We start from the raw sequence: 13,520 nt of genomic DNA on the forward strand, positions 1-13,520 counted from the left end.
GTCGTCGAAGATGGTCGCGTCAAGGCGCATACTGTCGCAAAGTGTTGATCGGAAGAGACGGGTAATTCTCGCGCGCCGATTTCTGCGCTAGTGCATTGTCGTCCTTAAGAGCAATGCCGCATCGGGGACGCAGATTACGGCGAATGGGCGGCATCCGGTTTGTCGTACGCGAAAGGAAGCAGCGAAATGAGCGAATTCTGGCCGACGGAATTGCGGGTGTCGAAGGATCGCCACCGGCTTGTGGTGACGTTCAACGACGGAGCGTCCTTCGATCTTTCGGCGGAGATGCTGCGGGTGCTTTCGCCGTCTGCCGAAGTGCAGGGCCATGGTCCCGGCCAGCGGGTGACCGTGCCCGGCAAGCGCAATGTGCAGATCATCTCGGTGCAGCCGACCGGCAATTATGCGGTGCGCATCGGTTTTGATGATACCCATGATACCGGCATCTTTACCTGGAACTATCTGCATGAACTGGGGGAAAAGGGCGCGGAGCTCTTTGCCGCCTACGAGCAGGAACTTGCCGACAAGGGCATGTCGCGAGACAAGGCGGAAAAGCCGCGCTGACCAAGACCGCGCCCCGCGTCTCATCAGACGCGCAAAATCAGCACTCGTCAGGCCAGCTCGTTCTCTTCCTTCAGCAGCATGCCAATCAGCCGCTCCATCGATCGGGTGACCACCAGGCAATCATCCAGCGATTCGTCGTCCAGCAATCGCTCGATCAGCGCCGTATGGATCTCCATCGCCGCCTCGGTGAGCGTCCGGCCTTCAGCTGTCAATGACAGGCGCAGTATGCGCTTATCCTTGTCGTCACCGCGGCGCAGGATGAGCCCGCGCTTTTCCAGGTGCGGCAGAAGCATGCTCATGTTCGAGCGCCCGACCAGCAGCTTGCGCGCCAGTTCTTGCTGCGAAATGCCTTCGAAGCGATAGAGATTGATGAGGATGTCAAGATGCGGCGGCTTGATGTCGAGATGGGCGATCTCGCGCGTCACCGTCTGCTGCATCAACTGGCAGGCGCGTGCCACGGCGATCCAGCTGCGGAAGCGGGGGTGGTCCCAGGGAAAATGATGTTCGCTCGTCACTTGATTTTCGTTCAACGTTGTACAATTATGTTCAGCATTGAACATAACAAGAGATTCCCACTATGGCATCCTTTGCGATCAAGGTCATCCGCAACGCGCTGAAGGGCGTCGACGCGTTTTCACCCGAGGCGGCCGGGCGGCTCGCTTTCAGGCTGTTCACTCTCACGCCCGGCAGAAAGCCGAAGAACGCCAAGGAAAAGGCGGCGCTCGCCGCTGCCGCCCCTGTTATCGCCAGGGGCCAACCGGTGACGCTCTCCTATTCCGGCGGCTGGGTGCTGGCGCGCCGGTTCGCGGCGCCGCGCGAGGCCGCCAACACCAAGCGCATTCTCCTGGTGCACGGTTGGGGATCGCGCAGCGACTATCTCGCTGCAATGATCGACGGCCTGGTGAAGGGCGGCGCCGAGGTGGTGACCCTCGACTGGCCCGGGCACGGCGCTTCGCCGGGGCGCACGCTGACGATGCCGGCAGCGGTTCGGGCGATTGACGCGGCCTGGCGGCACTTCGGCAATTTCGACGTCTGTGTCGGCCATTCCTTCGGCGGCGGCAGCCTGGCTTGCGCTGCCGGCGGCATCGTCTGCGACGTGCACAGCCATATGCCGAAGAAGCTGGTGCTGATCGGTGCACCAAGCGAGATGACTTGGCTTTTCAAAGGCTTCGGGAGAATTCTTCGCCTTTCTCCGAAGGCGCAGGTGGCCTTCGAAGGCGTTGTCGAACGTCTCTCCGGCCGCCGACTTCAGGATTTCGATGCTGCGCACGTGATCCAGGCGCGCGCCGTGCCGACGCTCGTCATCCATGCGGAAGACGACAAGGAAGTCTCCGCCGACCATGCGCGCCGTTATGCGGCGGCCGGGCCGAATGTCGAAATGCACTGGGCAAACGGTTTTGGCCACCGGCGCATCGTTTCGGCCGCACCGGTGATCGCGCGGATCAACGCCTTCATACACGCGGAAGATCAAAAAGCCGCCGCCTGACTATTTTCGTTGACCGCGTCATCAGTCTGTCATGCTATCGGCCGAAGGGTCGCTGGCCCGGGATTCTCTGTATCCAGATTGTTCCCGGGCTTTTTTGGCAGCATTGGAGGACGGCATGTCGATCATCACCTCGGTCGAGGAACTCAACGCGCTCTATGGCGGCGTCAGCGAAGCGTCGGTGGCCAAGGTCACCAAGACGCTGACGGCCGAATACCGGCTGATGATCGAGGCATCGCCTTTCTGCGCGCTTGCGACCGTCGGCCCGGAGGGTCTCGATTGCTCACCGCGCGGCGACGACGATTGCGTCGTGCGGATCGGCGACGACAAGACTGTGCTTCTGCCGGACTGGCGCGGCAACAATCGGGTCGATTCGCTTGCCAATATCGTGCGCGATCCGCGCGTGGCGCTGATGTTCCTGATTCCCGGTTCGAACACGACGATGCGCATCAACGGCACGGCGGTGCTCAGCGTCGATCCCACCCTGACGGAAAGCTTCGAGGTCGACGGCAAGCACCCGCGCAGCGTCATCGTCGTGACGATTGGCGAGGTTTATTTCCAGTGCGCCCGCGCCGTCATGCGTGCCCAACTCTGGAACCCCGATCGCTTCCTCGATCCGGCATCGCTGCCGACGCCCGGCACGCTGCTGAAGGCCGCCAAGGCGGATTTCGACCGGGAGACCTATGACCGCGAATGGCCGGAGCGCGCCGCCAAGACCATGTGGTAAGTTGCGCCCCGGCTGATCGGCGCGATCAGGCAAGCACGGAGGCTGGAGGCGAGGGTGCGGCAGCAAGCTCTGACAGGTGCGTTCCTGCTCGCCCTCCTGGCCGGCAAGGCGTCTGCTGGTGAGCCATCGCTGGCGGAAAAGCTCAATCTGCTGGCAGCAAGCTACCCGGATGCCATCGCGCGCATCGACGGCAATGCCTTGATCCTTAGGGATGGCGGATCGCCGATCGTCATCGACGACGGCCGAACGAAAAGTCATGCCGAGAAACTCGCTGCGGGGGACGTCGAGGACAGCCTGTCGCAGGTCTATCCGCTCGGTGCCTGTGCGACGCCGCCAGCGGTCGATGTCGACCCGGGGCGCATACGCAGCGAAGCGCTTCTGAAACGGCTCTATGGCGGCAGCGCTGCAGCCGTCCGGCGGGATCTCGTTGGCGTGGACTGGTTCGGCGAGCGGCTGCAGGTCACGAGGAAGCATGGGATGGCGGCGGCGCTGAAGGCTGTCGCCGCGGACCTGTCGCGACAAGCCGAATTCAGGCGCTATCTCAGCCCGAGTGCCGGCACCTTCAACTGGCGGCCGATTGCGGGCACCGCGACGCTGTCGGTCCACAGTTTCGGTGCGGCCATCGATATCAACACGCGCTTTGCCGACTATTGGCGCTGGGCCGGAAAGGCCCGCGACGGCTATCGCAACCGCTACCCGCTGGGCATCGTTCAAGCCTTCGAGAAACACGGCTTCATCTGGGGCGGCCGTTGGTATCACTTCGACACGATGCATTTCGAATACCGGCCGGAGATGATCGCAATTGCTCGCGCCGCAGGCGCCGACGCGTGTCGCCAGTAGTCCCAGCAGGTACTCGCCATGAAACGCAAAAGGCGCCCGCGAAGGGCGCCCGTTGTCGGTTTTGTATCAGGAAGACGCCGCCTTCTCAGCGGCGATAGATCAGCCAATTGCGGCCGGATTCCTTGCGCATGCCGTCCTCGAAGAGAACCGTCTTGTTGCGGCCCGCGTTCTTGGCCGAGTAGAGCGCGATGTCGGCCTTGTTGTAGAGGTCGACCGGGTCTTCGGCGGCCGTCGCCATGCAGACGCCGACGGACAGCGTGATCGGGCCGTAATTGACGCCGGTCTTGGAATTGCGGAAGGGCGTCGCAGCCAGCACGGTGCGGATGCGGTCGGCAATCTGGAGGCACTCTTCCTGGCTGCTGTCGCCGAGGATGATGGCGAATTCCTCGCCGCCGGTGCGCGCGACGAAAGCCTCCCGGCGCAGATTGGCGCGCAACACGCCGCCGACGGTCGCCAGGATCTTGTCGCCGACGGGATGGCCGAAGGTGTCGTTGACCTTCTTGAAGTGGTCGATGTCGGCGACGAGCAGGCCGGTGAAGTTTCTCAGGTGCTCGTTGTTGTAGACAGCCGCCAGATTGTCGTCGAAGGCGCGGCGGTTGGCGAGCCGCGTCAGCGAGTCGGTGTTGGCGATGCGCTTGTACTCGTCGAGTTCCTGCCGGATGACCTCCATCTCGAAGGACTTCTGCACGACAGTTTCGACGCGTTCCTTGCCCTGGCTCATCGTCTCCGCAGTCGCATCGGTCAGGATGCCGATCGCGTGGCGCAGGATGTCGGCGCTCGATGCGCTCTTGCTGACGATGTTGACGTAGGCCTCATCGAGAACCTTGTTGTAGTTCTCAAGCGCATATTGCTCGTCGCGCAACAGGGTCACCAGTTCGGCAAGCTTGGCCGCAAGCGTGGTGTGGGCGCGCTCGATCCCGTTGGAGCGATGGATGTGGCTGAAATACTGCGCGCCGATCGCGTCCAGTTCTTCCTGGGTCGCGCGGCTACCGAGTGCGGCCAGCTCCTTCGACAACTGCGGGTTGGAGCCGAGATAGGCTTCGTAATAGAGCTCGTAATTGCGGGGGATGGGCGCCACGCCCATCATGCGCATCGCATGGGTTACCTGCGCTGCGATATCGGGCGTCTGAGCCTTGCCCGAGCTTGCCGTTTGCATGTGCAAACCCCCTAATATGAAACGCTGCTTATCGGTCATTATTTTTAGGGGCAAATGATTTGCGAAGTCTTAATATTTGCCGCCGTCGCGCCACCGCATCGTGATCGATCGCGACAGGTATTGCCGATCGACTGTGCGTTCGCGACATCAAGGCCACGGCGCCGCGGAGGCGCCGTGGTGTATCAAAATGGATCAGGCCGGGCTGATCATCGTTTCCGGACGAACGACCGCGTCGAACTCTTCGTTCGTCACATAGCCGCCGCCGACCGCTTCTTCGCGCAGCGTCGTGCCGTTCTTGTGCGCGGTCTTGGCGATCTTGGCGGCGTTGTCGTAGCCGATCTTCGGAGCAAGCGCCGTGACCAGCATCAGCGAGCGGTCGAGTGCCGCCTTGATGTTGTCTTCGCGTGCCTCGATGCCGACGACGCAATTGTCGGTGAAGGATACGGCCGCATCGGCGAGCAACTGAACCGACTGCAGGAAGTTGTAGGCCATCAGCGGGTTGAAGACGTTGAGCTCGAAATGGCCCTGGCTGCCGGCGAAGGTAAGCGCGGCGTGGTTGCCGAACACCTGGACGCAGACCTGGGTCAGCGCTTCGCACTGGGTCGGGTTGACCTTGCCCGGCATGATCGACGAGCCAGGTTCGTTTTCTGGCAGCGACAATTCGCCAAGGCCCGAGCGCGGGCCGGAGCCGAGGAAGCGGATGTCGTTGGCGATCTTGAAGAGGGCAGCGGCCGTCGCATTGATCGCGCCGTGGCTGAAGACCATGGAATCATGGGCGGCGAGCGCTTCGAACTTGTTCGGCGCGGTGGTGAAGGCGATGCCGGTGATCTTGGCGATCTCTTCGGCGACCTTTTCGGCAAAGCCGACAGGTGCGTTGAGGCCGGTACCGACGGCCGTGCCGCCCTGCGCAAGTTCGCAAAGGCCCGGTAGGGTCATTTCGATGCGCTTGATCGAGGAGGCGACCTGCGCCGCGTAGCCGGAGAATTCCTGGCCGAGCGTCAGCGGGGTTGCATCCTGGGTGTGGGTGCGGCCGATCTTGATGATGTGGTCGAAGGCCTTGACCTTGGCTTCGAGCGCCTTGTGCAGGTGCTTCAGCGCCGGCAGCAGGTCATGGATGACGCGCTCGGCGCAGGCGATGTGCATCGCGGTCGGATAGGTGTCGTTCGACGACTGGCTCATGTTGACGTGGTCGTTCGGATGCACCGGCTTTTTCGAGCCCATGACGCCGCCCATGAGTTCGATGGCGCGGTTCGAGATGACCTCGTTGGCGTTCATGTTCGACTGGGTGCCGGAGCCGGTCTGCCAGACGACGAGTGGGAAATGGTCGTTGAGCTTGCCGTCGATGACTTCCTGCGACGCCTTGACGATCGCATCGGCGACGGTCGAGTCGAGGCGGCCGAGTGCCTGGTTGGTGCGGGCGGCCGCCTGCTTGACGATACCGAGCGCCCGGACGATCGAAGCCGGCTGTTTTTCCCAACCGATCTTGAAGTTGCCGAGCGAACGCTGGGCCTGAGCGCCCCAATAGCGGTCGTTCGCCACTTCGATGGGGCCGAACGTATCTGTTTCCGTGCGCGTCGATGTCATCGTGATACCTGCCTTGATCATGCGGTTCATGAAGCCTGGGCGAGGGGCCGTGTGGCGGATCTCTCCAGGGTGCCGGGCCTCTCTCTGCCCCGACGGCCGAAGCTTGTAAAGGGGCGGGCCCGGGCTGGCTATGCTACAATCGTTTGAAACCCCACGGGCGTGGTGGGTCCACGCCGCGCCACCGTGATTCGGTCTTTGCCGGGCCTCCGGCAGCGTTGTGATGTTTCGGTCACAGACGCCATCTTCTTTTCCGGCGACGATCGCCTGCCGCTGCCGGCGCAAGGGCGCATGCAGAAATAAAATCCATTGGGATCAAATTTTTATCGCTCCCCGCACGTCTTTAAAATGAGGCGTTCGGGAGATTTCGACAGGAGGTCCGATGGCGATCAGTGCCGGCGCGTTTCCTTTTCATTCACCATCCTTTTCTATAACTTTTAGCGCACGAGGGCGTGGCGAGAATCTGGCTTCAGCCGAATTCGGCGACAACGCGATACGGGGACGTAGTTTCATATGAGAGTTCTTAAGACGGCAGCGATCGTAGCGCTCATGAGCGGCTGTGCGATCGCGACCATGGACGCGCGGCCGGCTTCGGCCTTCACACTTGGCGATTTCATCCGGGCAGGCCGGAAGAAGCCTGAAACACAGCAGGCCCCGACCAACGAGGCGCTTCCCGGCGTCGGCGCGATGGTCGATCCGCAGCAGCAGGCAGCCAAGCCGCTGCCGAAAATCACCGGCCCGAAATACTATACCTACAAGGCCGAGCCGCTGCGCCGGATCGCAACCGACAAGCTGCTCGATCCCTTGGTTACCGGTTCCGTGCGCAACGACGCGCTGCCGCCGATGCTGCGTACGCCGCTGGCCGACGCGCGCCAGTTCCTTCCCGGCATCAACGTGCGTGCCTCGGGCGATGTCGCAAAGGCGGTCGAAGCCCATTACGGCGCCCGCATGGACTACATCTGGATCGGCGCTGAAGGCGTCAATGCCAAGGCGAAGGCAGCGGTTGCCGTTCTGGCTGACGCTGCCAAGGTCGGCCTCGATCCCCAGGATTATGCCGTCAGCGTGCCCTCCGACACTTTCGACCGCGGCGACATGATCGCCCGCGAAAAGGAGCTGGTGCAGTTCGAGATCGCGCTTTCGGCCGCGACGCTCAGCTACGTGCAGGACACCGTGCGCGGCCGTATCGATCCGAACAAGATCTCCGGCTATCACGACTTCAAGCGCAAGTCGGTGGAACTGCTGCCGCTTCTCGACAAGATGTCGGCAAGCAGCGACGTTGCCGCGCTTTTGAATGAGCAGAGCCCGAAGAGCACGCAATTTGCGGCACTCTCGGCGGAACTCGCAAAATTGCGCGCTGAACAGGGTGTCGAGCAACGCGTCGAGATCGCGCCGGGCACGCTGCTGAAGCCGGGCCAGAGCAATCCCGAACTCGCAAACATCATCGCGGGTATCCGGCTCAAGGGTTCGGAAAAGCTGAAGACCGACCATGCTACGGTTCTTGCCGCCTACCAGGGTACCCCGGAATACACGCCGGAGCTGGTCACTGTGGTCGAGGCGTTCCAGCAGGAGCACGGGCTCAAGGCCGACGGTGTTGTCGGCCAGGCGTCGCTTCGCATCCTGACCGGCGGCGACACGGTCGCGGCCAAGATCAACAAGCTCGAGATCGCCATGGAGCAGGCGCGCTGGCTGCCGGATGGTCTCGGCGACCGCTACGTCTTCATCAACCAGCCGGCCTTTACCGCCACCTACGCCGACAAGGGCGCCGAGCAGTTCTCGATGCGCGTCGTCGTCGGCTCCAAGGCGAACCAGACCTACTTCTTCCAGGACGAGATCCAGACGGTCGAGGTCAATCCCTACTGGGGCGTGCCGCAGTCGATCATCGTCAACGAGATGCTGCCGAAACTTAGGAGTGACCCGAACTATCTCGATCGCATGGGCTACCAGGTCGAAGTCGGTGGCCGCCCGGTCCCGTCCGCATCGGTCAACTGGAACGGCTCGACCGCATCGGTTGCCGTGCGTCAGCCGCCGAGCAGCGACAATGCGCTTGGCGAGTTGAAGATCCTGTTCCCCAACAGCCACGCGATCTACATGCACGACACGCCGTCGAAGAGCTTCTTCAAGCGTGACAACCGCGCGCTCAGCCACGGCTGCGTGCGCCTTGCCGATCCGCGCCTGATGGCGGCAGCCGTGCTCGGCACGAGCGTCGACGATGTCGGCAAGGAGATCGCCGGCGGCCGCAACAAGGCGCTGCAGGTTCCGGTGAAGGTTCCGGTCTATGTCGCCTACTTCACGGCTTGGCCGAACAAGGACGGCGTGGTCGAGTACTTCAACGACGTCTACGACCGCGACATGTACATGAACCGGGCCTTCGACGCGACGCGCGGCGCGCGCCGGGCGGAAGGATAAGCAAAGAAAAAGGCCGCTTCGAGCGGCCTTTTTCTTGTCTGCTATTTGGAAAACAGGCCCGAGACCAGATCCGGGGTCAGCTCGTCGAAATGGCTGATGACGACGGTGGGATCGAGGCTTTCGACCGGAACATCGGAGTAGCCGAAGGGAACGGCGATCGAGGGCACCTGAGCATTGCGGGCGACGAGGAAGTCGTTGAGGCTGTCGCCGACCATCACGGTGCGGGTCGCCAGGCCCCCGGCATTGGAAACCGTGCGCAGCAGGTGCGCGGCGTCCGGCTTGCGTACTTCGAAGGTGTCGCCACCCGATATCGCGGCGAAGCGCTCGATCAGGCCGAGCCGTTCGAGCAGGCGCGTGGCGAGCTTTTCCGGCTTGTTGGTGCAGACGGCGAGCTTGAAGCCGGCGCCGGACAGGCGGTCGAGCGCGTCGACGAGGCCCGGATAGGGCAGCGAATCGCCCGGCATCGAGCCGTGGTAGAAATCGACGAATTCCTTCAGCTGCCATTCCAGCACGTCTTCGGAGAGCGGCTTTTGCCGCATCGCGAAGGTGCGCTCGATCATGGCGCGGGCACCGTGGCCGACGAGATGGGTAAGGTCGCCGTAGGTGACCGGCTCGACGCCGGCCTGGGTAACCGCATGGTTTAGGCTGGCGACCAGGTCTGGCGCCGTATCGACGAGCGTTCCGTCGAGATCGAAGACGACAATGGGAGAAGACAAGGAGAAAACCTCTTGGCGCTGAAAACCGTTGCTGATCGGGTAGGCGAACTCATCGGCGATTGCAATGGCAAGCGAGCGCGGCAAAGCACGCGGAATCCTGAGTGCTGATTTCATTTTGACTTTTGTTTGCGCCGTCGGGCGTGTAAGTGTCACAGCGGAAAAACGGGCGGCCGTTCGCTGATTGCGGCCTGCTGCCCGTGCGAATCACAAGGGAGCGACCGGCGCATGGACGCCCGCGAAATGAAGATCAAAGCCGCGGCCGCGGCGCTGGAATATGTCGAAGACGGCATGCGTCTCGGCATCGGCACGGGTTCCACGGCCGAGGAGTTTGTGCGGCTCCTGGCCGAGAAGGTCGCAGCGGGCTTTCGCATCGAAGGCGTTCCCACCTCGGAGCGCACGGCGCGGCTCTGCCTCGAACTCGGTGTTTCGCTGAAGTCGCTCGACGAGCTGCCCGAACTGGACCTGACGATCGACGGCGCCGACGAGGTCGACGGCCAGCTGCGGCTGATCAAGGGCGGCGGCGGCGCGCTGCTGCGTGAAAAGATCGTTGCGGCCGCCTCCAAGCGCATGATCGTGATTGCCGACGAGACGAAGGTGGTCGACGTTCTCGGCGCCTTCAAGCTGCCGATCGAGGTCAATCCCTTCGGTCAGGTGGCAACGCGGATTGCGATCGAAAAGGTCGCTTCGCGCCTGGGGCTTTCCGGCGATATCACTGTCCGCCAGTCCCATGACGGCGCCTTCCTGACGGACGGCGGACACCTTATTCTCGATGCATCTTTTGGCCGTATTCCTGATGCAGATGCGCTCGCGGGGGAGCTGAATGCCATTCCCGGCGTCGTCGAGCACGGGCTTTTCATCGGCATCGCTTCGCTGGCAATCATTGCCGGGCCGCAAGGGGCACGCACGCTGACTGCGTCCTGAGCCGGCGTCGCTGCCCCATGAGGGGCAGGAGCGGTGAAGACAACAGGTTTCCATACATGCGGGCCTGGCGGCGGCAATCGCCCGGGCAGCATGCGACAAACACAGGAGCAAGGGTAAAAATGAACAAACTCGCAGGTCTTGTCCGCACTTTCGCTGCCACCGCGGTTCTGCTGTCCGCGTCCGTTCCGGCGGTCAAGGCCCAGGACGTCTCCGAAGACCAGATCAAGGCGGCGCGCGCGACGATCGCTGCTCTCGGCGTAACCAACAGCTTCGACAACATTCTGCCGAACCTGGCTGAGCGCCTGAAGAACACGCTGATCCAGGCGTCGCCGAACCATCAGGAACTGATCACCGCGACCGTCGACGATAAGGCGCTTAGCCTTGCCGCCCGCCGCGCCGATCTCGAAAACGAAGCTGCGACGATCTACGCCAAGACCTTTTCGCTCGAAGAGCTGAACGCGATCACCGAGTTCTACAACTCGGCCGCCGGCAAGAAGCTCCTGAACGACGGCCCGATCGCCTCGCGCGAACTCCTGAAGGCTGCCGACATCTGGGCATCGGGCGTATCGCGCGACCTGACCCAGGAAGCGACCAAGTCGCTCGACGAGAAGGTCGGCTCCGCCCAGCCGGCAGCAGCCGAAGGCGCCGTTCAGGCGCCGGCCCAATAAGCTGTAGCGCTTGGCGCCTTCATCACGTTTCGAGGAGCCCGGAGCGATCCGGGCTTTTCTTTTGCCCGGAGGCTCCACTATATGTGCCTGCGACGCAGCCATCGGCTGCGCCCGGTTGCGTGTCGGCCAAGCATCGTTCGGCCCGCTTTTCAGATCGCCATTTCGGCCCGCTTGCTTTCAGGAGACTGCTCATGCCCGCTTTCGACTATGACCTTTTTGTAATCGGCGGCGGTTCGGGCGGCGTGCGCAGCGGGCGCCTTGCAGCAAGCCTCGGCAAGAAGGTCGCGATCGCGGAAGAGTTTCGCTATGGCGGCACCTGCGTTATCCGCGGCTGCGTTCCGAAGAAGCTTTATGTCTACGCGTCGCAGTTTTCCGAGCACTTCGAAGATGCAGCGGGCTTCGGCTGGACGGTCGGCGAAAGCACGTTCGATTGGAAGAAGCTGGTCGCCGCCAAGGAGCAGGAAATCACCCGGCTCGAAGGGCTCTACCAGAAGGGCCTCAACAATGCCGGCGCCGAAATCCTGCATACGCGCGCCGAGCTCGTCGGCCCGAACACGGTTCGCCTGCTCGACAGCGGCAAGACGGTAACGGCGGAACGCATCGTCATCGCCGTCGGTGGTCATCCGACCCCGCATGACGCGCTGCCGGGCCACGAGCACTGCATTTCGTCCAACGAAGCCTTCGACCTTGCGGAGCTGCCGAAGTCGATCCTGATCGCCGGCGGCGGCTACATCGCCGTCGAGTTCGCCAATGTCTTCCACGGCCTCGGCGTCGAGACGACGCTGATCTATCGCGGCAAGGAAATCCTGTCGCGCTTCGACCATGACCTGCGCCGCGGGCTGCATGTGGCGATGGAAGAGAAGGGCATCCGCATCCTTTGCGAGGACATCATCCAGTCCGTCACGCTCGACGCCGACGGCAAGCGCGTCGCGCACACGATGAAGCACGGCGCCATTGCCGCCGACCAGGTGATGCTGGCGCTCGGCCGCGTGCCGAACACCAGGGGCCTCGGCCTGGAGGCCGCCGGCGTGAAGACGGACGAGCGCGGCGCGATCGTGGTCGACGCCTTCTCGCGCACCAGTGCGCCCGGCATCTATGCGCTTGGCGACGTGACCGACCGCGTGCAACTGACGCCGGTCGCGATCCATGAGGCGATGTGCTTCATCGAGACCGAGTACAAGAACAATCCGGTGTCGCCGGACCACGATCTGATCGCGACCGCGGTCTTCTCGCAGCCGGAAATCGGTACGGTCGGCCTGACCGAAGAGGAAGCGGCGCGCCGGTTCGATGAACTCGAAGTCTACCGTGCCGAGTTCCGGCCGATGAAGGCGACGCTTTCCGGCCGCAAGGAAAAGATGATCATGAAGCTGATCGTCAATGCCGCCGACCGCAAGGTGCTCGGCGCTCATATCCTTGGTCATGACGCCGGCGAAATGGCGCAGCTGCTCGGCATTTCGCTGAAGGCCGGCTGCACCAAAGACGACTTCGACCGAACGATGGCGGTGCACCCGACGGCAGCCGAGGAGCTGGTGACGATGTATTCGCCGTCCTATCGCATCCGCAAGGGCCAGCGGGTCTAACGCTCAGGCGGACGCTCCTGCAAACCGCGCCTCCTCGTGCTTGAAAAGATCGGCGAGGCGATCGATGACCGTCCGGACCTCCGGGCGGCGCCGGTCGTCGTCGTTTGCCGCGATCCACAACGGATGCGTCAGGCCCTCGATCAAGTCGCCTTCGCGCTTCAGGAATGGATCACCTTCGCCGACAAAGGCGGGCAGGACGCCGCGGCCGGCGCCGTTGCGGATCAGCCGCACGAGAAGGGCGGCACTGTCGGTCCACGTATGGATCTGCTGCTCGCGGTTTTCAAAGACCCATCTTTCGGCCGGCGAGCTGGCGACTTCGGTACCAACCGATATCCAGGGAAAGTCCTCGCGCTCCGACATATTGCCGGCGCGATAGACGGCGTAGCCGATGTTGACCGAGCGGCGCGCCGCCACGTTACCCGAGTGCGGCTTTTCGTGCAGGACGGCGACGTCGGCCTCTCTGAAGGTCAGGTCGAGGCCGCGATGTGCGTGCTTGCAGCAGAAGCGAAAACCGTCGCCCGAGGCGCGGATGTCGGTTGAATGATCGGCGACGAAGCCGGCGAGCCAGGCGTCGCTTGCGACCGACACGATCGGCAGGGCAAAGGCGTCGCGGTGCCAGTCGGAGATGTTCTCGGCGGCATTCTGCATGGCGCGGACATGTTCGAGAAGGATCTGGCCGTCGTGAGCGAGGCGATAGCCTTGCTGGCTGCGGATGAAGAGTACCCTTCCGGTCGCTCGCTCGAGTGCGAGCATGCGCCGGCCGATGGTCGGCGCGCTCAGGCCCGTCCGCGTGGCAGCCCCGCTCAAGCCGCCCTCGGTCGCAACGTGATAGAACAGTTTCAAATCGTCCCAGGCTGCCTCGGCCATAAGTCCTCCATGGA

The 13,520-nt window shown here is 63.1% G+C and carries 13 protein-coding genes; 8 read left to right on the forward strand and 5 right to left on the reverse strand.

Annotated features, from left to right (window positions below; genetic code table 11):
• Positions 1 to 186 precede the first annotated feature (186 nt).
• On the forward strand, positions 187 to 561 hold the full coding sequence (locus tag OKW20_RS13135) for a gamma-butyrobetaine hydroxylase-like domain-containing protein (RefSeq protein WP_429172793.1): 375 nt from the start codon (positions 187 to 189) through the stop codon (positions 559 to 561).
• A gap of 47 nt (positions 562 to 608) precedes the next feature.
• On the opposite strand, the gene OKW20_RS13140 is transcribed toward OKW20_RS13135, so the two are convergent.
• Positions 609 to 1,091 carry a MarR family winged helix-turn-helix transcriptional regulator gene (locus tag OKW20_RS13140; RefSeq protein WP_429172796.1) on the reverse strand — a complete coding sequence of 161 codons (483 nt, stop codon included), beginning with the start codon at positions 1,089 to 1,091 and terminating at the stop codon, positions 609 to 611.
• A 47-nt stretch (positions 1,092 to 1,138) separates the two neighbouring features.
• On the opposite strand from OKW20_RS13140, the gene OKW20_RS13145 reads away from it, so the two are divergent.
• The 3 genes from OKW20_RS13145 (at position 1,139) to OKW20_RS13155 (ending at position 3,611) form a co-directional block, all read left to right on the forward strand.
• Complete coding sequence (locus OKW20_RS13145) at positions 1,139 to 2,047, forward strand: alpha/beta fold hydrolase (protein WP_429172799.1); 909 nt, start codon at positions 1,139 to 1,141, stop codon at positions 2,045 to 2,047.
• A 115-nt stretch (positions 2,048 to 2,162) separates the two neighbouring features.
• On the forward strand, positions 2,163 to 2,771 hold the full coding sequence (locus OKW20_RS13150) for a pyridoxamine 5'-phosphate oxidase family protein (protein WP_429114120.1): 609 nt from the start codon (positions 2,163 to 2,165) through the stop codon (positions 2,769 to 2,771).
• A 54-nt stretch (positions 2,772 to 2,825) separates the two neighbouring features.
• Positions 2,826 to 3,611, forward strand: coding sequence for a M15 family metallopeptidase (locus OKW20_RS13155; RefSeq protein WP_429114122.1), 786 nt, complete (start codon positions 2,826 to 2,828; stop codon positions 3,609 to 3,611).
• Between the two features lie 85 nt (positions 3,612 to 3,696).
• Here the strand turns inward: OKW20_RS13155 and OKW20_RS13160 are convergent, their stop codons facing one another.
• Together OKW20_RS13160 and fumC are read right to left on the reverse strand one after the other, a co-directional pair.
• Positions 3,697 to 4,767 (reverse strand): GGDEF domain-containing protein, encoded by a 1,071-nt coding sequence (locus OKW20_RS13160; protein ID WP_043616428.1) that lies wholly within the window; start codon positions 4,765 to 4,767, stop codon positions 3,697 to 3,699.
• Between the two features lie 192 nt (positions 4,768 to 4,959).
• The gene (fumC, locus tag OKW20_RS13165) at positions 4,960 to 6,351 is read right to left on the reverse strand and encodes a class II fumarate hydratase (protein WP_043616470.1); all 1,392 of its coding nucleotides are present in this window, start codon (positions 6,349 to 6,351) and stop codon (positions 4,960 to 4,962) included.
• Positions 6,352 to 6,861: 510 nt separating this feature from the next.
• Between fumC and OKW20_RS13170 the strand changes: the two genes are divergently transcribed.
• Positions 6,862 to 8,754 (forward strand): L,D-transpeptidase family protein, encoded by a 1,893-nt coding sequence (locus OKW20_RS13170; protein WP_429172804.1) that lies wholly within the window; start codon positions 6,862 to 6,864, stop codon positions 8,752 to 8,754.
• Between the two features lie 41 nt (positions 8,755 to 8,795).
• Here the strand turns inward: OKW20_RS13170 and OKW20_RS13175 are convergent, their stop codons facing one another.
• Entirely contained in the window at positions 8,796 to 9,470 is a 675-nt protein-coding gene (locus tag OKW20_RS13175) for an HAD family hydrolase (RefSeq protein WP_429172806.1), read from the reverse strand.
• Positions 9,471 to 9,695: 225 nt separating this feature from the next.
• Between OKW20_RS13175 and rpiA the strand changes: the two genes are divergently transcribed.
• The 3 genes from rpiA to gor all read left to right on the forward strand — a co-directional run bounded on the left by rpiA (position 9,696) and on the right by gor (position 12,639).
• Positions 9,696 to 10,391 (forward strand): ribose-5-phosphate isomerase RpiA, encoded by a 696-nt coding sequence (rpiA, locus tag OKW20_RS13180; RefSeq protein WP_034795102.1) that lies wholly within the window; start codon positions 9,696 to 9,698, stop codon positions 10,389 to 10,391.
• A gap of 119 nt (positions 10,392 to 10,510) precedes the next feature.
• Positions 10,511 to 11,059 carry a DUF2059 domain-containing protein gene (locus OKW20_RS13185; RefSeq protein ID WP_043616419.1) on the forward strand — a complete coding sequence of 183 codons (549 nt, stop codon included), beginning with the start codon at positions 10,511 to 10,513 and terminating at the stop codon, positions 11,057 to 11,059.
• Positions 11,060 to 11,250: 191 nt separating this feature from the next.
• Positions 11,251 to 12,639 (forward strand): glutathione-disulfide reductase, encoded by a 1,389-nt coding sequence (gene gor / locus OKW20_RS13190; RefSeq protein WP_429172810.1) that lies wholly within the window; start codon positions 11,251 to 11,253, stop codon positions 12,637 to 12,639.
• Positions 12,640 to 12,642: 3 nt separating this feature from the next.
• On the opposite strand, the gene OKW20_RS13195 is transcribed toward gor, so the two are convergent.
• Positions 12,643 to 13,506: a LysR family transcriptional regulator gene (locus OKW20_RS13195; protein WP_429172813.1), complete on the reverse strand. Its 864-nt coding sequence runs from the start codon at positions 13,504 to 13,506 to the stop codon at positions 12,643 to 12,645.
• Positions 13,507 to 13,520 lie beyond the last annotated feature (14 nt).

It is taken from the genome of Ensifer sp. LBL, assembly GCF_050435225.1.
Lineage (GTDB): Bacteria > Pseudomonadota > Alphaproteobacteria > Rhizobiales > Rhizobiaceae > Ensifer.